Source organism: Bradyrhizobium sp. 134 (assembly GCF_023074155.1).
GTDB lineage: Bacteria > Pseudomonadota > Alphaproteobacteria > Rhizobiales > Xanthobacteraceae > Bradyrhizobium.
In genome coordinates this window covers 23,960-47,943 of record NZ_JADPKX010000049.1, presented here as the reverse complement: position 1 = coordinate 47,943, position 23,984 = coordinate 23,960, and the positions used below count along the sequence as shown (strand labels likewise).

Annotated in this window: 13 protein-coding genes and 3 pseudogenes; 4 read left to right on the top strand and 12 right to left on the bottom strand. The window is 57.7% G+C overall.

All coding sequences use genetic code 11. The annotated features are described in order from the left end of the window. The 4 genes and pseudogenes from IVA75_RS20315 to IVA75_RS20300 form a co-directional block, all read right to left on the bottom strand. A pseudogene (locus IVA75_RS20315) lies at window positions 1-276 on the bottom strand (IS701 family transposase); the annotation flags it as partial. Between the two features lie 355 nt (window positions 277-631). Beyond that, entirely contained in the window at window positions 632-1,402 is a 771-nt protein-coding gene (locus IVA75_RS20310) for a hypothetical protein (RefSeq protein WP_247286010.1), read from the bottom strand. A gap of 205 nt (window positions 1,403-1,607) precedes the next feature. Continuing rightward, window positions 1,608-2,689, bottom strand: a pseudogene (locus IVA75_RS20305) (M20 family metallopeptidase). Window positions 2,690-3,762: 1,073 nt separating this feature from the next. Next, entirely contained in the window at window positions 3,763-5,277 is a 1,515-nt protein-coding gene (locus tag IVA75_RS20300; RefSeq protein WP_247286008.1) for a porin, read from the bottom strand. A gap of 492 nt (window positions 5,278-5,769) precedes the next feature. Between IVA75_RS20300 and IVA75_RS20295 the strand changes: the two genes are divergently transcribed. After that, complete coding sequence (locus IVA75_RS20295; protein ID WP_247286006.1) at window positions 5,770-6,255, top strand: MarR family transcriptional regulator; 486 nt, start codon at window positions 5,770-5,772, stop codon at window positions 6,253-6,255. Between the two features lie 111 nt (window positions 6,256-6,366). On the opposite strand, the gene IVA75_RS20290 is transcribed toward IVA75_RS20295, so the two are convergent. From IVA75_RS20290 to IVA75_RS20265, 6 genes and pseudogenes are all read right to left on the bottom strand, one after another. Then, window positions 6,367-7,443, bottom strand: a complete 1,077-nt coding sequence (locus tag IVA75_RS20290; RefSeq protein ID WP_247286004.1) for a hypothetical protein — start codon at window positions 7,441-7,443, stop codon at window positions 6,367-6,369. A gap of 596 nt (window positions 7,444-8,039) precedes the next feature. Then, window positions 8,040-8,552 carry an aminotransferase class III-fold pyridoxal phosphate-dependent enzyme gene (locus IVA75_RS20285; protein ID WP_247286003.1) on the bottom strand — a complete coding sequence of 171 codons (513 nt, stop codon included), beginning with the start codon at window positions 8,550-8,552 and terminating at the stop codon, window positions 8,040-8,042. Window positions 8,553-8,948: 396 nt separating this feature from the next. After that, on the bottom strand, window positions 8,949-10,343 hold the full coding sequence (locus IVA75_RS20280; protein ID WP_247286002.1) for a CapA family protein: 1,395 nt from the start codon (window positions 10,341-10,343) through the stop codon (window positions 8,949-8,951). 248 nt (window positions 10,344-10,591) lie between these two features. Continuing rightward, entirely contained in the window at window positions 10,592-12,196 is a 1,605-nt protein-coding gene (locus IVA75_RS20275; RefSeq protein ID WP_247286001.1) for an ABC transporter substrate-binding protein, read from the bottom strand. 558 nt (window positions 12,197-12,754) lie between these two features. After that, the gene (locus IVA75_RS20270) at window positions 12,755-13,921 is read right to left on the bottom strand and encodes an acyl-CoA dehydrogenase family protein (protein ID WP_247286000.1); all 1,167 of its coding nucleotides are present in this window, start codon (window positions 13,919-13,921) and stop codon (window positions 12,755-12,757) included. Window positions 13,922-13,946: 25 nt separating this feature from the next. Next, window positions 13,947-14,366: pseudogene (locus IVA75_RS20265) on the bottom strand (CoA transferase); the annotation flags it as partial. Window positions 14,367-16,049: 1,683 nt separating this feature from the next. On the opposite strand from IVA75_RS20265, the gene IVA75_RS20260 reads away from it, so the two are divergent. From IVA75_RS20260 to IVA75_RS20250, 3 genes are all read left to right on the top strand, one after another. Then, entirely contained in the window at window positions 16,050-16,259 is a 210-nt protein-coding gene (locus IVA75_RS20260) for a hypothetical protein (RefSeq protein ID WP_247285999.1), read from the top strand. 868 nt (window positions 16,260-17,127) lie between these two features. Beyond that, window positions 17,128-18,546, top strand: coding sequence for a M20 family metallopeptidase (locus IVA75_RS20255; RefSeq protein ID WP_247285998.1), 1,419 nt, complete (start codon window positions 17,128-17,130; stop codon window positions 18,544-18,546). Window positions 18,547-19,152: 606 nt separating this feature from the next. Next, entirely contained in the window at window positions 19,153-19,629 is a 477-nt protein-coding gene (locus IVA75_RS20250; RefSeq protein ID WP_247285997.1) for an Lrp/AsnC family transcriptional regulator, read from the top strand. 252 nt (window positions 19,630-19,881) lie between these two features. Here the strand turns inward: IVA75_RS20250 and purU are convergent, their stop codons facing one another. Together purU and IVA75_RS20240 are read right to left on the bottom strand one after the other, a co-directional pair. Then, on the bottom strand, window positions 19,882-20,745 hold the full coding sequence (purU, locus tag IVA75_RS20245; protein WP_247285996.1) for a formyltetrahydrofolate deformylase: 864 nt from the start codon (window positions 20,743-20,745) through the stop codon (window positions 19,882-19,884). A gap of 61 nt (window positions 20,746-20,806) precedes the next feature. Further along, a complete protein-coding gene (locus tag IVA75_RS20240) occupies window positions 20,807-23,314 on the bottom strand; it encodes an FAD-dependent oxidoreductase (RefSeq protein ID WP_247285995.1) in 2,508 nt (835 codons plus the stop codon). Between the last annotated feature and the right edge of the window lie 670 nt (window positions 23,315-23,984).

Below are 23,984 nucleotides of genomic sequence, written 5' to 3'. Positions count from 1 at the left end.
GACGATGTCGCGCAGGGCATCAGCGTCCCAATCCCCGCGACCCAGGATCGCCTGCTGCCGCCATGGGCCGGGATCGCCAGCCGCCTCCGCGCGCATCCAACCGGTCTTGCGCTGCTCATCTCCGAGCAGACCTTCCAGGAACAGGCCTGCATTCGTCGCCACACGCTCTTGCGTGAACAACGGACGTATCCGCTGCTTGACCTCTCGAAGCGACGCCGCCCACAACGCAAGCGTCTCCTCAACCGACGCGGCCCGCGTCCACGACATTCGAATCATGGTTGCCCATGGATTCAGAAGCCCGCAAACAAAGCAACTGTAATGCTAGCCCGAGCCCATCGCAGGTCGCTGTTTCATGTACTCTTGTAAGAGGGGACTGAGCCCACATCGTGCAGCAGGGGCTTGTACGAAGCGCCGCCGAACTCGTCGCGACCACTAGAAGCCGACCCGAATGGTGTCTGTCTCAGAACCCAGAGCCGGACTCCGATTCCCTTTTCGTAGCCAAAACTAATCCTTCTGCTCCACCAGCGGCAGTTCAACGCCACCGAAAAGTTGGCACTACAGCGGATCCCGACCAGATTGAATCGTTCGGGATTCCCAAATTAGGCAGGTTCTGATTCAAACTGCCTGCTGGCTAGGTCGGATTGCAAGACGCCATTCGTGCCAAAGCTTCCGAAATCTGGATGCGGCTGTACGTTTCGGACGCCAAGCCGTCAATCAGAATAGCCTCCCGCCTCCGGATGGCTTCAGCCCGCTCTTCGTCGGTGATGTCATCAGCTCTGAGTTTGAGCCATTTCACGTAGGCGCTGTCGGCTTCCTTGAAGGGCTTCGCAAGGTCCATTGGCTTTTCCAGATAGACGGGCCACAATGCTCGGCCCGGATTATGTTCCGTTCGACGGTCGGTTCCCGTGATCCGAATGTCGCCTCCGGCCAGGCGACCACTGGAACTATAAACGAACGCGGATTGAAGACGATCCAACGCAGTATCGGCTTCCTTGGATCTGTAGGTGAATTCGGTTGGCGGTCTGTCAGGTATGACAAGGCGCGTGATGCCTCGATCGTTGATCGCGTTAAGTAGATCGCAAGGGTCATGCGAAAGCATGACTTCCTTCCTCGCAGGCCAGAAGTCAAATGCCGCGTGCGAGCCTCTTCCCCGACCGAAATGAAATGCGTAAATCTCGGGATAGACTGTCAGCTCTCCACGGCGCCGTTCCGAGGCATCGTAGAAGGAGGTAATGGCGATTTGCACGAGATGCGTTGCGCCAAGCCCTCCAAGTGGTTCATCGATTACCAGTCCCAATCGGTCGTGGCCATGCCAACCAGGCAGGACGTCGGCGATCGATGCTGGCTCACCCATCACCTCAACGTCGAACATATTTGACTGCAGCAAGGCGACGGTGTGCATCGCCGGTTTCCCTGTGAATGGGCCCTAGGTTTCAAGCGAGCGCTGAAACGCAGAACGGAACTGTGCTACCGGCTTTTCCCAATCCGCTCTGCATGCGATTGCAGATCACTGCTCAGGCGATGACTATGCGGTCTACGTCGACCTACGTCGAATGTAGCGTAACCACCCTGCCGATCTCAGGCATTCAGCAGATCGAGGATATATCTTACCGCGACCTCCGTTGTTGGAATGATGAGGTCGTCGGAGGCTCGAATGTCGGCGTATGAACATACGACTCGTTGCCTGGTGCTTGGCTCCCGAACCAGAAATAGATTGATAGCACGCACGCTGCGTAGAAGCCAAAGTCGTCGGCACCTCCTACCCGCGTCGTTTCGACAAAGGCGTCGCGACCGACTGTGTCGTGGATCAGTTGCCGGAAGCGCTTCACCATTTCGGCGTCATTGACAACGGCCGGCTCGCCGGCACGGAGGATGCATTCGGCGCCGCCACGGTGGGCTGCTGCGACGCCTTCGGCAACCTCGCGCACGCGTTGAAAGAGGACCGCCCGACGCTCCGGGCTGCGAGTCCTGATCGTGCCCTCCATCACGACTGACGGGCAGATGATGTTGGTTGCGTTGCCGCCATGGATCGTACCGACGGTAACGACCGCGCCATCATCCACCGGCATCTCGCGCGAGACCACTTTCTGCACCTCGTTGACGAAGGCGGCAGCGATAGCAATCGCGTCGACGCCTTGATGCGGTGCGGCGCCATGGGCCATCTTTCCCGTGATTGTGAGCGTGAACTGATCAGCAGAGTTGGTCACAGCACCCGCGCGGGCTCCGAACCTGCCGGCAGGAATCTGGGGACTTATATGAAAGCCGACCGCTCGGTCTATGCCATCCAGGAGCTTCTGCTCCTTCACCGTGCGCCCGCCGAGCGGCTCGGCCTCCTCGGCCGGCTGAAAGAACACGCGCACCTTGCCTGAAAAATTTTGCGCAGACGGTGGAACGCGAGCGCCGTTCCGAGCGCAATCGAGCCGTGCATGTCGTGACCGCAGGCATGCATGACGCCCTCAATCTGCGAGCGATAAGGCAGATCATCGCGCGCTTCCTGTATCGGCAGGGCATCGATGTCGCCGCGAACAGCGATGGATCGCTTTTGACCGGAGGCGGTGCCTTCGATATCGACGTAGATACCGGTATTGTGGAAGGCTTTGGCGCCCGTGACGCCGAAGCGCTCCAGTATGCCGCGAATGCGCTCCTGCGTCTTCCATTCCGCATTGGAAAGCTCAGGTTCGCAATGCATGGCGTGGCGCAGTTCGATCACCGCGTCGCGCTCGGCATTTGTCAAAAGGCCATTGCTGCGTATGCTCATTCGCTGAACCTTTAGTCCGCGCGCTCGACTAACCGCTGTCCCGCACAAAGCTTATCCTGTCACGAAGAAGAAAACCGACCTGCGTTTGTGGAATTACGCGCTCGTTTGCGCTAATTACCTCGATCGGCGCAGGAATTCATCTTGAAGTTCGGCCGGCGGTCGCGTTTTTCTCAGTCGTGCCGCCTCCTCACAAGTAAGCACGAGACCACAGGGAGCAATGGGTAGCAGCCCGTCAGGGCTCAACCTCAAGACCTCAGAATCTCCGCGTTTTGTACGGGCTGCAGGATCAGCTTTCTGCTCAGGTTCTTGGAGGTTTCTCGCGGCCGACAAATTCCATCAATTGGCACCGCGTCATCGGAGCTAGTCGCGCGCAGTTTGATCACTCAACCTGGTTATCCGAGACGATGTTCGTGCTAAATGGTTTCGAGCGCTTCTGCAGACGGCTCTAGAATGAATCGTGTTCTGTGGGGCGCTCGTTCCAGGTGCGGGATGCCTAGGTGGCAAGCCTCTATGGTCACAGAGCTCATTGAGGGCAGCCGCAATGAGTTAGCATGGGTCTGCTTAAATCAGCAATGTCCTTAAGAATACAGGTTCGCAGAGTGCTGTGGGTCCATCTCGGATTCTATTGCCGTCTCGTTGGTTGTCACCTGCGCAAGTTTCCGAGATATACAGGCGCTGGCCGGGATGTGCCCCGCTTCAGTGGCGCCCGGCCGTTGCGGGTCACTTGACATGTGCTGCAGTACGAGTTTGCCTTGCAGAAGTGCGCCGTCCATCCTTGAAACGTGATCGGATCGTCTTCCTCCTTGCACTTTGTGAACAACGGCCGCTGGGATAACTGATCGCCGTGCGCGACAGAACTCTTAGGTCTGGGTGCGCACTGCGACCGTTCACGGTGACGCGCCAATTGAGCGCACCGAGATTGATCCTGGCTTCACGCAAAAGCAAACTCCCCGGCCGTTTCCCGCCGGGGAGTTATTCGAGATCTCCGGTTCAGGCGTTCAGAATTACCAACTGCGCTGAGCTCGGAGCAGCAGGCTCACCGTGTTCTGGTCCTTCAGCTCATAGGTGGCGCCCGGCTTGGCGATACCTGCCTGCGTCGGCAACACCACTGTGCTTCCGGTCGCGTACTTCTGATCGAGCATGGTATAAGCCAGATCGGCCGAGAAGGTCAGACCCTTGACCGGGCTCCAGCGGGTAATCATACCAACAACCGAGTAGTTGAAGTCGGGATTGCAGCCGGCGATGCCGCTCGAGAGCGCGAGGCCCGAGACGAAGGCGCCACAGATGTAACCCTTGGCCGTGTCGTTGTACCGCACAGCAGCCCACCCACCGTAGATCGAGGTACTCCAGCGGGGATCCCAGTTGTGGTTGAAGGCGCCGTTAAAGCCATAAGTCGTAGTCAACTCCTGGCCAGCACCTGTAACAAACACAGAGTCGGAGAGACCAGCAAGGCCGACACTTTGGTAAGCGCCCGCCAAGCCCGTACCACGGTACATCGCGTAGGTGCTCGACGTATATTGCTGGAAGTTGTAACGGCTTGCACCGTTCGTATACACGCCCTGGACGCTAATGCTGTCACCCGCACCCGTAGGGATATTCTTGATCGACAAGGCCAGCTGACCAGCCCAGCCCCACTTGTTGTCCGGGTGGCCAGTGAGTTCGGTAGCGCCGTAATAAGCAGCCTGGTTGTTGTGCGCGGCGACCGACGCCTGGACGAGCCCCCAAGACTGATCAACACGAAGCATGGCGATGAGGTCCGGGGCTCGCGAGCCGCCGATGCTATTCGCACCATACGCACCCGTGGCGAGACCTGCGGCTGTGGCGCCGCTCACGTTCCAGATATTGGTCGTGTCGTGGAGGACTTGATCTTCGGCCGAGAAGGACGCCGAGATGCCCTGACCGAAGTCCGCTGTGTAGGTGAACTGGTTCACGGGATCCCAGCCGCCACCCCCTGGCAGGCCGTCGAAATTATTCCCCGGATAGTTCGACCACGGCGCGGAGAATTGCGACTGCGCCTTGCCGAAAGTGAACCCGGCAAACTGCATAAAAGCGTAGTAGACGCCGAGCGAACCGCCCGCAATGCCGTCACCAGAGTAGGCGGTAGCACCACCGCCAGCGCCAGCGCCGCCACCGGCGTAGCTACCCGACGTCCACGTGAAGACGCCCTCGAAGAAGGTGCGCAGCACACCATATTCCGTCGCCGTACGTGTATCGATGCTGAGGTCCTCACGAGAACGCGTGGTGTAATAATTGCTCAGGCGATTATTGGCCCCGCCCACACCATTCACTCGGCCATTTGAGTAAATGGAATTGGTGTTCAGCGCCAGATCCGCACGCAGGTACCCTCCCAGCTTGATGCAGGTGTCGGTGCCCGGGATGTAGTAGAATCCGGCGCCATACAACGAACAAATCTTCACGTACTCGATCGCCTTCGCCTTCACGGGAAGATCGGCTGCCTGGGCCCCGGCACCAGCGAACATTGCCGCAGAAGCGAGGATAAGACCCTTCGTCATTTTCATCGATGAACCTCCAAGTTGGATACGTCGTTTCCGTCCTTCAAAGATCCGCTGCTAACCTCACCCCACGGGCAGGTGCTTGACGGAACGACTTCGAGGTGCCCCTCGCTGTCGACTCGACAACTAAATCGTCCAATCAATTGCTGCAATTAATTATTTAGACCAATTCCTCAGTTTTGCCGAAATGTGGCTATTTAGCAACACTTTACTCCGGGCGTCGCGGAGAAGGGACGAATTATCGAGCGTCAGCGCAAAAAAAGAACCCCCAGGGGGCATCCCGGAGGTTCTCCTTGGAGATTTAAGATGATCGCTAGAGAGAGCCCTCAACGATCTGACGCCTGTTCTACCTTATATGAATTGCATTAGTCAATTGCATCTTCACATAGTTCCTATGTTCTTGGCAGCCTTTCCCGCGCGGCCGAAGACAGGTACCTGTCGCCCGATTGGGGCACCGAGCGCCGATCAGTGACACGAAGTTTGGCGGAAAGAACCAACATGGCCGAAAAGCACGAACAACTGGACAGAGCCGTCAGGGACTTCATCTGGAACATCGTCGAGGTGCACATCCAGCTTGAGGAAATACACAAGAGCTGGGCTCGACTGCTGGGAATCAGCGAACCACAATGGTTGATTCTGATGGCTATCGACGAACTTGATGAAGGTCGTGGCGTTTCGGGAATAGCAGTTGCGAACAAGCTGCGGATCCATCCTGCGTTCGTCACCAACCAGACGAAGAAACTGGAAACAATGGAGTACCTGGCCCGCGCACCATCACCTGACGACGCACGGTTCCTCGAGATGTCATTGACTCAAAAGGCGCGTGCGGAAATCGCGAAACTGTCAATCAAAAGAGAAGCCCTCAACTCGACGATGTTTGAAGGCCTGGATGAGGCGTCAATTCATTACCTCAACAAGAGACTAGTCTCGATAGCCAGGAATAGCCGATTGGCATCTCAAAAATTGAGTATAGGCGTCTTGTAGGGCACTAGAACGGCGAGCCTTTCCAGATCAGCTTTACCTGAAGTCGCGATACGGATCGTCCGAGGTACCTTCTTGATCGGCTACCAAACATACCAGTAACCAGGCAGGTAGCTACTGATCGCGTTTCCTTGGCGACAATGGTTGCGGAGCTGTACTGCATGCGAGCTTTTGCTCGAGCCATCCGAAGACGCAATCGTCGGCCATTACGAAATTTTCAATTTCCCGTCCGTGGCACCTGATGATTCGCGGTATGGCGAGCTCCAGATCAATGCGAGCCGCCATGCAATCAGCTTGTAGCTTGAGCGCCTCCGACACATCAACGATGCCACGCCCACCAGCGACCACGAGAACCGGGCACTTCAGGCCGCGTAGAATTTGCGTTCGTCGCGCCGATATCACGTCGTGATCTACAGCTCCATCTGTATTCCTGGTCATCCAGCCGACAGACGCCACAATCCGAGCCCAATGCCAAAGTCCACCATCACAAACCGCCGCAGCAAGGCGATCGTCGGACGCAGCGAATTCAGTGGCAAGAGCGGCCGACAATCCTTCCCCATAGACACCAATCCGAGTGGCATCAACCTCAGGCCGGACTGCGAGGTAATCCAGACAATGCGACAGCAAAGTTTCCGATTGGCCGCGTGAGCGATGTGAGACGTCGCCATGAGAGACGACGAGAGCCGACACCCCCCGACCAATCATGACAGGCAGGAGCCTTCCGAGCAGCGTCGCTCTCGTTTCCTGTTCCATACTGATGCAGATGATTGCTGAAGAGGGCAAATCGGGACTACCGGCCCGCAAGTGGTAGGCTGGAAGATCTGCCTGCTCGGAGCACGGAATTTTCACCTGCTCCAGCTTCTGCAAATGAGATGATCTGAATCTCTGAATGCCGCCGTCGACTTTTGCCGAAACGTCTTCACTTTGCGGATCGGCTTCATTGACTAATCGCCTGGCAATTTCAAACGCGGTCAACGCGCAGAGCCAAGCCTCGGCCGCCTCAGCAAACGCTCCCTCTTTGAGGTTCAGGTCACCAAGAACGTAGTGATCATTTCCGATCTTTTTCCATCTGGCGAACCAGTTCTGGCGACCTCCGGTCTCGTATTCATCTTCATCAGCTATATTGTCCAGGAACGCCGCAGCGCCTCGCCTCGCGGACGAAAGATCGCTCCCCAAAACCGCCTGCTCCATCCGCTTCGCCCCTTGGTGCCGATCCTCATCCTCAGCCCAGGATTGGTCAGCTGGTTCAGTCGCTCGTTTGGAGACAAGGAGCCGCGTCGAGTCGATGGGAATAAGGGCAGCTCTCAGGCTTCGTTCTATCTCCGTTTGTAACGAAATATTACGGGGGGCTAAAGTCGAAGTTCCCCTATGTCAGCCTTGGTAGGTTCGAAATTCCGCGCCTGGGCGCGAGAATTTGCAGCTTTTCATACGACCGGATTCGACTGGCTCTACGCGCCCATTCGCTGCGAGAGTGTCTCTAAGGAATTGCAATGCTCTGAAATTGGACACTGACTCTGCCGCTGGCCCCGTTTGGCGTGGACACCAGATCATTCCTGGTCAGCCCCGATGGCAACGTTGGATTCCAAGGTGACAGGAGCTCACTTAAGGAAGTGCAAGCGATGGCTACGAACTCCAGGCACCGCATCCGTGGCCGAACGATTCTCTGCTATCGACAGTAGTCTGGCGAGCTGCACGGCTATCGCACAGCCCTTGCTCCGTGGCGCCCCAGGTCAGATCCTTGCTCCAGAGCGAGCAAGGATCTGCAGTGGCCTCCCTGGACTACACCTTCAATCGCGGCCGATTTCTTTTGCGAGCTCGTCCATGACTTGCTTTGTCGCTCGATAGCCCAGTTCGACAATCTCGTCTATTTCCGCTTCCGATACTATGAGAGGCGGGGCAAAACCGAATATCCCCGTGCGGCATCGCTCGCGCAATGAGCCCCGATCGCGCGCAGCCTTCGAAATGCGAGCGCCGCCCACCTTGAGCTGCGGATCAAAACGCCGCCTGGTGTGTCGATCAGCCACGAACTGGTTCGCGGCGAGTAGCCTAGCCCTCGCACTTCCCGACAATTTCCATTGAGCAAACCGCTCCTTGAGTCGCCGCTGGAAGTACGAGCCCATGAGCCTTGCCCGCTCGCTCAGTCGTTCCTTCTCGACGATATCGAGCTCTGCGCTGGCAGCGGCTGCCGCAATCGGATGACCGGAATAGGTATTGCCATGCGAAAATGCACCGATACGATCCGCCGCTTCCCTCCAGAACTGTATGGACCTTTTCGCCAGCGATCTCTCCCGAGAGGGCACGTATCCCGAGTTCAGATCCTTGCCGCTGTCACCAGGTCCGGCTCAATCCCATACAACGTACTGCCGAAGTCTGCGCCGGTTCGACCGAATCACCTCGTCGGCGATCAAGAGCAGCCCCGTAGAACGACGGCGTTTTACCTCCCGTACCGAGGACCGGCTTCCGGCAATGAAGACACCAATCTACGGCTGCCGCCCCCCATCATCACAAGCCAGTTTGCCAGTGGATGAATGGCACGAGGTGATCGACACTCCCATTTACGCCAACGCCGTCCTGGACAGCGTCAGCAGCAAGGCCCCGCGCATCGAGCTTACCTGTGACGTGCATCCGAACGCATAGGTGCTAACTCCAATCTGTTCCGGCCGGATTGAGAGCAGCTGCAAGCGACCGATCTGACATCACGGCGGCGAGCTGGCCTGCACCGTGATAACTCCAACATCGTCCACAATAGCGATCTGGGTCGCAAATGGCTTCGAGAGCTTCTGTAGACGCTCCAGAATGCCTCTTGCTTGCGGCGCAGGCGCGAGCCGCGGGACTCCGCGGTTGGCAAGCCTCTTGGAGCGATCGAGCTCGATCGGGTAGAGCCGCAATTCAGCAAGCCGGTTCTGCTCAAAACGACTAACCGCGACTATGCTCTCGTAGAAGACTGGATCTGAAAATCCTGGATCCGTCTCATACCCTCTTGTCATCTCGTCGGCTGTCACTTCGGCGTCTGTGTCGATTCGTGGATCCTTACCGTAAGCAGCAAACATGTCAGCCCCCACGGGCGTTCGGAGATCGTCAATGATGAAATTGCCCAAGCTGTAAAAGATCGGCCGGCCCTTGTAGATCTCGATCCCTCGCAACTGGTGCGGTCCATGCCCGACATATGCGTCCGCTCCGGCGTCAATTAGCCTATGTGCAAGCGATTGTTCATAATCAGGCGGCTCCTGGTACCAATTCCCGGGTTGGTGACCGTGGTTCGTGACGAGGCAGAAGTCGGCGAACTGCTTGCCCTGACGAACGTTTCGCAAGATGTTGGCAAGATCGCGCGAATCGGCTTCGTAGCTGTAGCTGGCGATGTCGCCCGTTTTGTATGTCACTCCAGAGAGCACGACCCGGTTTGGATCCTCGCGGCTGGGCTTGAAGCCGGGCAATGCATTGCGTATCCGCCTCAAGCTCTCGAGCATCTCCGGCAGAACAACGGTCGTTTTCGCCAAACGAAGTGGGTTTACGCCTGCTCTGCCTGGTGCCTCGCCGGCGGGATCGGCGGCACGAGATAGCGGCGTGAACGATGAAGCAAACGATACCAGCGCGACGCGACCGCGTGGCGTCTCTAGAAAGCGAGCGGCGCCTGCTTGTGCGAGGTTCGCGCCCGCACCCGCGTGTACGATTCCGTTCTGATCCAGCGCGTGGCTCGTCTCGCGCATCCCTTCGAGACCCCAGTCGAGCGCATGGTTGTTCGCACGAGCAAGGATATTGAATCCCATCGCCTTCAAATCCGGGCCGAGCTCTGGCAGGCTCACGTGATACGCACCGCCATACTCAGCCTGCGGACTTCCCTTGAACGATCGGATGTCGAAGATGTTTGTTTCCATGTTGCCGAAAGCGACATCGGCATTCTGAAGAATTTCGACAACGGCGGCGAAGCCTGCTCCCTGATATTTCGTTAGCGGCCGTGTTACGATAAGGTCGCCGACTGCTACCAACGTGAAGCCGTCCGCGACGTCCGTCTCAATCGAAGCGACCGTATCGTAACCGCTACTCTGCTGGGCCGGAGACGATGATCCGTTCTCGTGTGAATGGGGTTCCATAGATTTCTCCATCGGCAACTCTCTACGGCAATTTTATCTTGCGGCGATGAACACGATTCAGGCGTTCGTGTGGGCCGTCCGCACGCGATCTGTTCAGATGAGAGATCTGTCGTCAAGCGTGCCAGTGAGCAGCTGGCACCGCATGGGTCGCCGGGCGACAGTCTGAGAACAGGATCACAGTGATACCGATCATTCACGAGAGCAATTGCTGAGAGTCTCCTGGCTCAAAAGGAGCGGCCCTCAGGTCATCAGCTCTTCTGCATGTTCCACATTGGAACGAGAGCCGGCATTCCGATGACGCCTGTGAGCGCTTTGCGGCGCGCGACTGGCGATACACTCTTCCCCAAGAAAACGAAACCGACAAAATCCCAAAAGATTCGTTGCATCCTGCGGGCCAGCTCCTTGCGCTCTTCGAGCGTTTCGACATCTGCCCATTTCGCCCGAAGAGCCTCATATTCCTCGTTGTTCGGCCACCCGTACCAAGCCTTGTCGCCATTCGCCGCCAAGCTGATATTGCCTATCGGATTGCCCAGCGAGTAATCGGAATCGCTCGAGATGAAGATGCTCCAGCCACCGTTCTCAATCGGCCCCTTGTTTGCCCGACGCGCAACAACTCCGCCCCAGTCGCTTGATGCGAGTTCAGCATTAACGCCGATCTTGCGCAGGGATGCCGCCAGAAGCTGCGATGCGTTGTTTATGAAAGATATGTTCGTGGGCTGAAGAATTACAACCCTCTCTCCCGAATATCCGGCCTCCTTGAAAAGTTGTTTGGCCCTTTCCGGATCGCCGCCCTTTTTGTGCCACCCCGTATTTTCATCATTCGAGTAGACCGATCCGGTACCAAATATCGAAGTGACGGCGCTGATGTATTCCGGCGGGTACTCGGTGCGCATGAACGCATCCTGATCGATCAAGTGCAGCATCGCTTGACGTGCCTTCACATTGTCGAACGGCTTCTGTAGGAAGTTCAGGCGCAGGTACCAGTCGTTGCCGCCCTTGTTCAGAACCTGGAGCTCAAGATTGGGATCACTCTTGATCGTCGAGAGTTGATCGAGTGGCGGCGATCCGAAAAAGTCGATTTCACCCGCCTGTAAAGCAGCGAAAGCAGTCTGCTGATCTGCGATATTGTCCCAGATCACACGATCAACCTTGACGACCTTTCCGCCTGCCAATCCGTCGGCCGGCTCCTTACGGGGCACGTAGTTCTCATTGCGATCGTAAGTGAAGCTGGCGCCCGGCTTGGCGAGAGCATGATTGAACTTGAACGGCCCCGACCCGATGTTCGCGGTGACCTGCTCTGTTGCGGGGCGACTCGCATCCTTCTCGCGCATGATGAACAGGCAGGGCGTGGCAATATTCGCCAGAATATCGATCAGAAGGCCCAGAGGCTCCTTGAGCGTGATCGCAAAGGTTTTGTCGTCCTTCTTTGAGATGTCTTTGGCCCGTGCGATCATCAGCTGTCCGCCGGGATTCACTTCGGCCCAGCGACGGATCGAGGCCACACAGTCCGCTGCGGTGACAGGGGCGCCGTCGTGCCAGCTCAGACCGTCCCGGAGCTGAAATGTGTAGGTCTTCTTGTCGTCGGAAACGCCCCAGCTCGCCACCATTTGCGGCTGCGGCATAAACCTGGAATCAAGCGAGAACAGCGTATCGTAGATCGCCAACCCATGATTGGCGGTGACATATGCCGCGGTAAAGATCGGATCGAAGACGCGGAGGTCACCGCTCCCTGTTACCATCCGGACGGTCCGCGCAGCGGCGGGCTCCGCCTGCGCCCATAGGGCTGAAGGAATCGACAAAGCCGCCCCGGCAGACGCGCCGGCCATAATGAGATTGCGCCGAGATATTGCCATGGGTCCCTTCCTCTCTTGAGTCGACTGCGCGGTCGACCCGCGTCTACTTGTTGGATGAATTATCGTCAGGCTCTGCCCTGACCCAAATCTTGTACGCATGACTCTGGATCGGTGGTTTTCGAGCGCCACCAAACGATATTAGAGCTTGCCTGCAGTTTTATGGCGAGTTCCCATCCCGAGCTGGGCAGTTACGTCTTTCTTTACGCCAATCCCGCCGGATTTCTGCATGCCAGGACATCCCGCTGTCTTGGTGCATTGCGACCTACAGCTCGCCTGCAGTCTTGTCCTGAACGGATTTTCTGCACCAGGTCGCGGTTTCAACCACCCCGAAGGAATCTGTTAAGGTAACAACCATGACGCACGCCGTTACGTGTATCCTGCGCGTGCGGATCCCCACGGACGACTATCCTTCACCGCCCGAAACTTCTCCAGGGTCGCGCAGCACCGACACAATTGCACATCAGAGAATCCATAACCACGATCGTGAGTATGGATTCCGGGCCTGCGCCAAGAGGCGCATCCCGGAATGACGGCTGGAGAGCTTTGAGCGCGAACATCTCAATACGACTTCGGCAGCGCCAGCACCTTCTCGGCAATAAAGCTGAGAATGAGCTGCGGGCTGATCGGCGCGATGCGCGGGATCAGGGATTCCCGCAAATAGCGTTCGACGTGATATTCCTTGGCGTAGCCGAAGCCGCCATGGGTCATCACCGCCTGCTCGCAGGCGTGGAATCCCGCTTCGGCGGCGAGATATTTTGCGGCATTGGCCGCCGGACCGCATGGCAGGCCATGGTCGTATTGCCAGCCGGCAGAGAGCACCATCAGCCATGCGGCCTCCAGTTCCATCCAGCTCTTGGCGAGGGGATGCTGGATCGCTTGATTCATGCCGATCGGGCGATTGAAGACGATTCGGCCCTTGGCGTAAGCGGAGGCTTTTGACAGCGCGATCTTGCCAAGACCAACCGCTTCGGCCGCAATCAGGATGCGCTCGGGATTCATGCCGTGTAGGATGTATTCGAAGCCGCGACCTTCCTCGCCGACGCGGTCTTCGATCGGGATCTCGAAATTCTCGAAGAACAATTCATTGGAGTCGACGGGCTTGCGGCCCATCTTCTCGATCTCATGCACGGCAACGCGCTTCTTGTCGAAATCGGTATAGAACAGGCTCAAGCCGTGGGTCGGGCTTCCCACCTCTTCCAGCGGCGTGGTACGCGCCAGCAGCAGAATTTTATTCGCGACCTGGGCGGTCGAAATCCAGACCTTCTGGCCGTTGACGAGGTACTTATCGCCCTGGCGCACGGCGCGGGTTTTCAACTGCGTGGTGTTGAGACCGGTATTGGGTTCGGTCACCGCGAAACAGGATTTGTCGCGGCCGTCGATGATCGGCGGCAGCATGCGATGGCATTGATCCTTGGTGCCGAACACCACCACCGGATTGAGCCCGAACACGTTCATGTGCACGGCAGAAGCGCCGGACATGCCGGCACCTGATTCGGAAATCGTCCGCATCATGATCGCGGCGTCAGTGATGCCCAGCCCTGAGCCGCCATATTCCTCGGGGATGCAGATGCCGAGCCAACCGCCGTCGGCCAGCGCGCGGTGGAAGTCGTCGGGATAGCCGCCCTCCTTGTCCTTCTTCAGCCAATAGGCGTCGTCGAAGGGCGAACAGATCTTCGCAACCGCATCGCGGATCGATTCCTGATTGGCTGACAGCGCGAAATCCATGATCTGATCCTATCGATTCCTGATCCTATGGCGCCTTGGTGACGCCGTCGCGCAGCATCGCGGCGATCTCGTCGGCGGAGAAGCCCGCTTCCCTCAAAACCTCGTCGCTGTGCTCACCGAGCTGCGGCGCCAGCCGTTTGGCTTTGGCCGCTGTCTCCGACCAGCGCGCCGAGACCTTCATGTTGCGAATGCGGCCTTCGGTCGGATGGTCGATCACGGGGAAGAAATCAGTCGCCACAATGTGAGGGTCCTGCAAGAGGCTCTCGAGATCATGCATCGGCATCACGGGCACGTCCGCCTTCTCCAGAATTTCGCTCCACTCGGCGCTGGTTTTTGTCTCCAGGATGCGTGCGAGCTCGGCATAGACAGTGTCGATGTTCGTCGCGCAGCCGGCAAATGTCGCGAATTTCGGATTGTTCCGAAGATCGTCGCGGCCGGTCGCCTCAATAGGTTTGATGTCTGGTTGTGCTTCGACATTCAGTATGGCCTGGATCACTTCATCCGCGCGCGCTTGACGCCGAGTTCATCGAATTTAGTGGCTCATGCAGCCGACATTCCGCTGCTGATCCTAGCATCTGAAGCTTACACCTTATTTGTCGGCTGGGCTGTGCTGGGCCAAGTTCAGCTGAATGCTCGTCGAACTTAGACCTCATGATCACCTGAGCGCTCATCGTTGAACACCACGCTCCTAAATGAACGCCTATTGCCGGTCTAGTATTCGCGTCCGGCTCGCCAGTGCTCCCAGGTCATTCGCGCTATGGCACCAATTCTACGAAATGGCTCCGGTGGGATCCAGTCGGGACCGGTCAACATCAAACGATCTGTCAACAGCGGAGATTGGGAGCCACAGGCCATCTCCGCCAGGAGCTTCCCGTGAATATTACCTCTCAAGACCCCCGCCCCTTGACACCCAACTGAGGCGTAAAGTCCTGGCCTCAGCTCCCCGAAGTACATTCCTCCGTTGACCGTAATGGCCGTCATGCCGCCCCAGACGTGCTCCAGGTGATAGGAGCGCATTTGTGGAAATCGTCGCCGAAACAATCGAGTCAGAGTTGAGCGTACGTTCTGTGGGTTTGCCTCCTTCTCGTATGACCAGCTGCTGCGTATGAGGAAACGCCTCCCGACCTTTCTCATAGTGGTGCCCATTCGGGTAGGCGGAAGCACTCCCCAGGCCGGCAAGGGGCCTAAACGGCCAAGTTCATCATCCTCCAACTCGGGAGTTAGCCCGGCGTAGGTGTAAACGATGATCATTCGGTCAGCCAGGAAACCCAAAGCCCTCGCATGCGCATTGTTCGCGATGAATACTTTGTCGGCCACAAACTCTGCCCGAGGGGTCCGCACTTTGAATGGGCCCGATTCCTCCACAGCCTCGACAGCCGCATGTTCAAGCACAGTGACATTGGAAGGAAGCGTGTCAGCGAGACCTCGGATAAGCGCCGCCGGTTGTACAAAAGCGCGCGTTAGCGTTTCATAGCCATATTGGTAATAGTCAGTGCCGAGAAGAGCTCTAAGTCCGTGGGCATCATGCTCCAAGTATCTTAGATTCCTCTTTTCCAAAGCTTGTCGTGAGCTCAAGAGCCTGCGCTCTCCTTGGCGAGTGGCAGCGGCAAGTATGCGTGGGGCCTTCTCATCCCAATCGCAATCAATCTTATGCTCCTCAACAACAGTCCGTAGCCACTCGAGCCCGGCGAGCACGATGCGCGTTTTTCGATTTGCATCATCCTCTGCTGAGCCGTACGCATTTGGACGCGGCTCGATCGCCGATGGCGACAAGAAACCCGAGTTTCGCGCCGATGAGCCTTCTCCGATCTCCGACGAGTCGATGACAATAATATCTTTTTCCGGCATCAATTCAGCCAAACGACGGGCCGCCGCTAGCCCCGTGTACCCGGCCCCGACAACGATCGCATGATATCTCCTCTCTTTTGGGAGCTGTTCGTGCGGGACTCGCCGCGGCAGTAGCGCATTCCATCCCGACCCCACTGTGTACCGTGGGGCGGCCTTCGAATCAGTCATTCTGCCTCTCCGAGTCGTTTGTTGGCGCGCCACTTTTTGTGCTTCCTAGAGACGGCGCGGGCTAGCGAACCGGTCACAATCTTCAACTGAAACTCTCCGCAAGAGCCTGCTCGTGACACGCCTGATATTGATACTAGGTCGACTGGAAACCATCATCATTCACCAAGCTTACCGCGCGCCTGAGCCGGATTTGCGTGATGTTGGGCCATTCCTTGCCGAAATCCTGCGGAGGATAGGCAGGCAGGCAAAGCTTTCATACGCAGCACCGAGCTTTGCGATTAAAGGCACGAAAGGTGATATGAGATTTGGAACATCAACCTGAACCGACCATGCGGGGCCTAAGGATCGAGGAGGCCTTGGCGCAAGCACCTTCCGCAACACTTGCACAGCACCAAAGGACTGAACGAAGCTGCTGGCGGGACGGGCCCCCTGTCTGAGAAGATCGGTGAGCCTTTCAGAGACGTCATTTGCGACGCTGACTGCCTAAGCATTGTCGAGGGCCGATTTCGTCGCGCCGCGGCTCATCCGGTCAGCCAAGCGACTCTACTTGCGTTTACCGATGCGGGCACGCTCCGCCATCGCTTTCGTTCACCAATCGCCAATTGAGACTTCTCTGGACCAGGACCGATCCCGACAACGGCGCAGCGGTGCCTGGCATCTGGAGACAACTTCGCCAAGGTCGAGGGCTGCGGCGGCGAGGTAACCGAATTCACGAACTGCGGCGCCGCGAAGTCGAACCCTTTGTCGTCCGCTGATCACGGTCTCTGCTCTTGCGCCAGCGTCTCGATCATCGGCTCACGCGTCCGCCGAGCCGTTCGATTGCAAAGATGCGCAGCGCCCCTCGCGTTCGACCAGCGCGAGAGCACCGCTCCGATGAACTTGAGCGCGCCTTCGCTGCCCGCAGCACTCTTGAAGTTGGCCCAATCTATTTCCGTAAGCGGCGCTCACGCTCGTGATGATCTGGCTCTCATTTTGACTTTCAACGGCACGACAGATCTTTTACCTCGCCGCCGGTCTATTCTGGGTTGACCTCTCGGGAGCCACACGAAACAGCCAAAGGACGCACATTTTCTGCGCGGATAGTTAAGTATTTGCAGGAATCAACCTCGAAGAGAGGAAATACTGCGTCGGAGAACGCCGGAGGCCATTCAGGATGGATTGGGCGCAATATTTCCGAGCGGAGAAGGTGGATGCTGAGGAACACGAAGGGAGTCTGGCACCGTGTCGACGCCCACAAATCGAAATTCTTTGAGCTGAGCGACAGGATTTGGGACCACCCCGAGCTGAACTATACGGAGTTTTTTGCCTCGAAAGAACATAGCCGGGTGCTCGCCGCTGAGGGTTTCTCGGTGAGGGAAGCGTTGGCGGAAATACCGACAGCGATCATGGGAGAGGCTGGCGAGGGTGGTCCCGTCATTGCGATCCTCGGCGAGTACGATGCGTTACCGGGCTTGAGCCAGGAGGCCGGCATTGCTGAAGAGCGCCCCCTGGTTCAGGGCGGTCTTGGACATGGTTGTGGCCATAACATGCTCGGCTCGGCCTCTTTGTTGGCAGCGGTGGCGGTGAAGGATTGGCTGGGTGAGTCTGGGCTGCCCGGTCGGGTGCGCTACTACGGCTGCCCTGCTGAGGAAGGCGGATCTTCCAAGAGCTTTCTGGTGCGCGCTGGCGCTTTCGATGACGCCGACGTTGCAATTTGCTGGCACCCTTCGGGCTTCACAGGCGTATTTCTCCCGATGTCACTCGCCTGCGCGGAGATCGAATTCACCTTTCACGGCCGCGCCGCTCACGCTTCTGTAGCGCCTCACCTCGGACGCAGCGCGCTAGATGCCGTAGAGCTCATGAGCGTCGGCGTGAACTACATGCGTGAACACATGCCGTCGTCTGCTCGTATCCATTACGCTCTTGTCGAAGGCGGAGGTATTTCGCCAAACGTGGTGCAGCCACGGGCTGTTGTGCGCCACCTGGTCCGCGCGCTCAATCTGGGCGAAATGTGGGGACTGATCGAACGGGTCAAGAAGATCGCCGAGGGCGCGGCCTTGATGACTGAAACCAGGGTGGAGATAAAACAGCTTTCTGGCGAGGCAAACCTCGTCGGAAACCGCCCTCTGGAAGAAGCCATGCACGCGAACTTGTTACAGCTGGGTGCGCCAGAATTTGACCGCACCGATAAGGAATTCGCCAACAAGATTCAGGAAACCTTTGCGCCTTCCGATATTCGTGCCGCCTACGAGCGGGTTGGCCTACCGGCTGACTCCGAGCCCCTCTCCGAGCAGATCTGTTCGCTGAATGGCGGATCTTCCGATGCACTTGGGTCGACCGACGTGGGAACCGTGAGCTGGGTGGTCCCGACTGTGCAGTGCCGTACCACTTGCTTCGCAACAGGAACACCTTTCCATTCCTGGCAGCTCGTTGCTCAAGGTAAATCTCCAGCCGCGCATAAGGGAATTGCGCTTGCAGCGAAGGCGATGGCGGGCGTCGCCGCCGACGTCTTGTCGGATCCTGCGCTTCTTTCGGCCGCAAAGGAGACGTTCAAGCGGTTTCGCGACGAAAATCCGTTCAGGAACCCAATCGGGCCCGACACAAAGCCGCCTCTCGAAATGGCGAGGTAGCATCGCTATTGAATGAGGCTCCCAAGCTGCCGAGCACGTTCGCGCATCTCGTGGGTGCCAATGGATGAGCCGCAGCGGTTGTGAAGAGCCGTCGACTGTTGTCGGATGCATGATGCCACCCCGCCCCAATTTCATAAGGCGATCGCGCAGGAGCGCCGTCATTCGACTACAAAGTTAATCACCTTTGAGGAGCGTAGTTTTAAGCTACCGAAAGGTGGAGACGCGACGGCAATGGAGCGACGTGCCGCGCGAGCTCTGCTCATGATGGAGCCGGTCATTGAAGGACAAACGTTTCGCTCGACAAAATCCTCTCCAGAACAACAATCTTGAATGCGGCAGGCGTCCGTCGATGTGGATAGTTGCCCCTATGCCCAGATAACTTCCGCCGAGAATCGCCGTTCGGGCATGAGGCGTTGAGAAGGATTGTACCTGCGTTCCCTAAATGCTGAAAGCCAGTATCTCCGGAAAATATCTAATCCAGCCCCATTGAACATTGCGTGTGCCTTCAGGATAGTGGGCCCAAGGTATCGTGTATCTTTCGGATGATTTCCTTTACGGCGGGCGCTTTTTTTTTGCGGCGAGATGTACTCAAGACTGGAGCCGACCATGCAATACGACCGAATAGACGCTCGCATCCTTGAGATCGTCCAAAAGAACAATCGCCTAACTTCCGATGTTATCGGCGAGCTGGCAGGACTCTCTGCTACCGCATGTCAACGGCGCCTGAAAAGACTTCGCTCCGAAGGCATTATCGAGGCGGACGTCTCGATTGTCTCGCCGAAGGCAGTAGGGAACCCCATTCAAATGCTCGTGCTAGTGAGCTTGGCGCGGGAACGTTCAGATATAATCGATAAGTTCAAAAAGGCGATCAAATCGTCGGTCGAAGTCGTCAACGGATTTTACGTAACCGGCGATGCGGATTTCATTCTCTACATTACCGCGCACACCATGGAAGATTATGAGCAGTTCACCCGACGATTTTTCTATGAGAATCCGGATATCAAGGGAGTCAAGACCATGGTGATTATGGATCGCGTGAAGGCTGGTTTCGCTGTGCCAATTGAGGCTCCGTCCAAAGATTAATGCAGGAGGCACGGATTCTTTTGCGCGCTTCTGCTCCTAGGAATGTTTAAACCAATGCTGTCGCTCCTCCACCCACATTTATTCGCTGAGCCGAGGGCCGTCGTCTCACGTCGATATTCCAAACGGGATTGAGGCGGCCGGTATCGCCTCAAGTTAGTTTGCGACTATCGATTCGGACGAGACGATCTGAAGATCTTTTGCGCAGCATCAGGGCAGCTCCGGAACAATCTGCTTTTGGATGTCAAGCTCCGGTCAGCCAGTGAAGACGACAGTCTTCTTGCGATTGAGCGCCACGCGATCCTCGAGATGATGGCGCACCGCGCGGGCAAGTACGCGCCGTTCTATGTCCCGCCCTTTGCGCACGAGATCATCGGGTGTATCTCGATGCGAGATCCGTTCGACATCCTGCTCAATGATCGGTCCCTCGTCGAGATCGGAGGTCACATAGTGGGCTGTCGCACCGATCAATTTGACACCTCGCTCGTGGGCCTGATGATAGGGCTTGGATCCCTTGAAGCCTGGCAGAAATGAGTGATGAATGTTGATGCAGCGTCCCGACAACTTTGCCGATAGCCCGTCGGATAGAATCTGCATGTAGCGCGCGAGGACAACTAGATCTGTGTTGGTCTCCTGGACGAGCTCCCAAATTCGCGCCTCTTGCTCCATCTTCGTCTGCTTGGTGACAGGAAAATGGTAGAACGGCAGCCCTCCGAGATCGGTGGAAGCCAGATGGTTACAGTCGTGATTTGAGACGATCGCCGTCACTTCCATAGCTAGTTCGCCGATGCGCCATCGATAAAGCAGATCCGCCAGACAATGATCGAATTTCGAAACCAGCAACATAACACGTTTTGTTGCGGAGCTCTGCCGCAGAGTGAATGTCATAGCGAGGCGCTTGGCGAGCTCTTGAATCGATGCAGTGATTTCCGCCTTTGATTTCGAGTTGTCGAGGCGATCGAAGACGACGCGCATGAAGAATTGACCTGTCTCGGTGTCGTCGAACTGCTGGGCGTCGAGGATGTTGCAACCAGCTTCAAACAGAAGATTCGAGACCGCCGATACGATGCCTGGACGATCGGGGCAGGACAAGACGAGGACCATGGAACAGTCGGACATTGCAGTCACCGCCTGGCGGCGGCCTCTCCTAAACTGCGTTGAAACAAAGGAGGATTGGGAGTCAGCCCACAGAGCGTGCTGTGAGCACCTCTCGGGCGACCAGGTCTTCGATCTTACGACACTCGCCCTTTACTCTAGTGCGGTTTGAGTCGTAGAAAGCGCGAAGGGAAGCGATGGCGGCGTGCCGTTCACCCGCAATCTCTATCTCAAAAGAGCCTTTAGCCAGCCATTCGGCAGTCACTCCGTGCTCCGAGCGTAGATATCCCATACCGACACCGCAGCCCAGGGTATGGCCGAAGCCCGCGGAACGCAGATAGCCCACGAGCGATCCATTGCGCCAGACGGGCTCTGTTCCGAACATCAACGGCGCCGCCCGGGGCGCGGCCAATTGCACGAGGCGTCGGCGCGGAATCTGCCCGCGCTGCGACTCAAGAACCGCCCGCCCGATGAAATCCTCAGGCTTGTTCCAGGACACCGTGAAACCCAATCCCGCTTCGAGCGGAGAATCCTCGTCGCTTACATCCGCGCCCCAGTCGCGGTAACCCGCCTCAAGACGCAACGTATTCAGCGCCACGTAACCCGCGTGGCACAGGTCGAGGTCGCCTCCCGCGGCGATCAGAGCATCGTAGACACCCAGGGCCTGCTCACTCGGAATGTGCAGCTCCCACCCGAGTTCTCCCACAAAGGTCATGCGGAAAGCGAGCGCCATGCCATAGCCAATCTCGACTTCTCGGGCGGTAGCGAAAGGAAATGCAGCATCGGAAAAATCCGCCGGACTGACGCGCATGAGCAGCTCTCGCGAGCGCGGGCCCATGACGGAAAGGCATGCGTACCCCGACGAGACATCGGTGACGAATACGTGACCCGCACCTTTGGCATGCGTTCGCAGCCAAGCGAGATCCCGGATGCGCTGCACCGCTGCCGTAACTACCAAAAATTCCTCATCGCCTGTTCGCGCGATTGTGACGTCGGACTCCATGCCGCCTCGCTCATTGAGCCATGGCGTGTACACGATGCGGCCCACCGGAACATCAACGTCATTGGTGGAGAGTCGCTGGAGAAGGGTCAGCGCATCACGGCCCTGCACCAGCAGGTGCGCAAACGAAGTCTGATCAAACAGTGTGACCCCGGAACGAGTTGCTTCGTGCTCTGCCCCGCTCGCCTCGAACCAGTCGTCGCGAGCGAACGTGGCGTGGCCGTTCGCCGGCGACTCGGGCGCACCAAACCATTGGGCCCGCTCCCACCCAGCAGCCTCGCCGAACTTCGCGCCAGCGGCTGCCAACCGATCGTGCAGCGGCGAGACGCGCACTTTACGAGCCGTCTCCGGCGATTTGTGAGGCCAGTGCAGGGCGTAAAGAAGTCCAACTGCCTCGCCCGTTCGATCGCGCAAATATCGTCGATTGCGCTGGAATGGCATGGCACGTCGCACGTCCATTTCCCAATAGTCACTGGCTGGCACACCAGTCGACATCCACTCAGCCATAACCTTGCCAGCGCCACCAGAAGACTCGATACCGCACGAATTAAAGCCCGAGGCGACATAGAGCCCGCTAATATCGGGGGCAGGACCTAACAGGAACCGATTGTCGGGCGTGAAGCTCTCTGGGCCATTGAAGTTCAGTTGCAGCCCTACATTTTCCAGCGCCGGCATACGCCGCATGGCATTGGCGAGGTGAGGCTCGATATGCTCGAAGTCGTCGGGCAGCGAATCGAAACTGAACTCACGCGGGATCCCCTCCATGCCCCAGGGCTTGCCCTTGGGTTCGAAGAAACCTACGAGCAACTTACCAGCATCTTCCTTTGCGTAGAAGCACGCATCAAGATCGCGTACCGTGGGAGTATCGGGCGACAACCCTGCAATGGACTCTGTCACGACGTAAAAATGTTCTGCCGCGTGCAGCGGCACCGTCCAATTCAGCTCGGCAGCCAACGTCCGGGTCCACATCCCGGCGCAGATGACGACCTTGTCGGTCCGCACGACACCTTGCGCAGTCTGAACAGCCGAAATTCTCCCTTTTTCGACCAGGACGCGCGTCACGGGAGTCCGCTCCAGGATTTTCGCTCCGCCGTGCCGCGCGCCGGCCGCGAACGCGCGAGCCGTGTCCACCGGATTCGTCTTGCCATCGGAGGGGATCCATGCCGCGCCAAGGACATCTGTCACTTCGAGCAAGGGCACACGTCGCCTAGCTTCGGCAGCATCGATAATCTCAACGTCGAGCCCAAAGGAACGCCCCATCGATGCACCTCGCTTAAGCTCCTCGAGCCGCTCGGCCGTCGCCGCGACGGTAATCGACCCACATTGCCGAAAGCCGGTGTGCTGCCCGGTCAGTTCCTCAAGCTCTCGGAACAACCCCGCGGTGTACTGGGCCAGCTTCGCCATGTTCTCGCTGGCTCGAAGCTGGGTGACTAGTCCGGCCGCGTGCCAAGTGGTCCCGCAGGTCAGCTGGTCGCGTTCGAGCAGCAGAACGTCCCGATGCCCTAGCCGAGTGAGATGATAGGCGATGGACAAACCAATGATTCCACCGCCGATAATGACGTATTCCGCGTGGGAGGGCAGCTTGCTTTGCATTCTACGACTCAGAAAAATGACTACAGGGAAGCGTGGACGCACCCAGCATCAGCGCGTGGATGCCATTGACGCAATCATAGGCGCTGACGATGCTGAGCGTCGGCGCGCGGCACGTCGTGAGCCGGTTACGCGAGTGTCGAGCGCATTGACACAATTGCCGCGCAAGAGCCCGCTCGCCAACGAAATATGGGCGACAGGGCTCGGAGCGTACGAATGTAGGCAAGAACGACCGGCCTTTCCGTGCATTTCGTTTCCGCGACGTGGATCAACGGATGTTGCATCTCCGTGATATTACCGAGCTCCCGATCCGAATTTGATCAATGTAGGCTTCACGAAGCAGAAACTCTGCGCGCGAACAGCAAGGCGTGAAGCTTTTGCGTTGTCGAGCCTGGCACTCACGCGGGCCGCCACTTGAGCTGAGTTTGTAACGATTGGGTCGACACCGACGCATTGCTGAGTTTCGCAATGATCCGACCGGCGATCGTCATCAGCTCGAAACGCGACCGGGATCATGAAGCACCCGACGGATGGTTACGGGAGCGCTCCGACATTGCGCACGCCCCACTGCCTGGCTTGATGAGCGCCCTAGCGCATAAGTCTGCAGGATTCTGGCGCGCTACTACTTCTCGAGCAGTTTTGCGCCAGCCGATGCAAACACATTTTTCTCGCA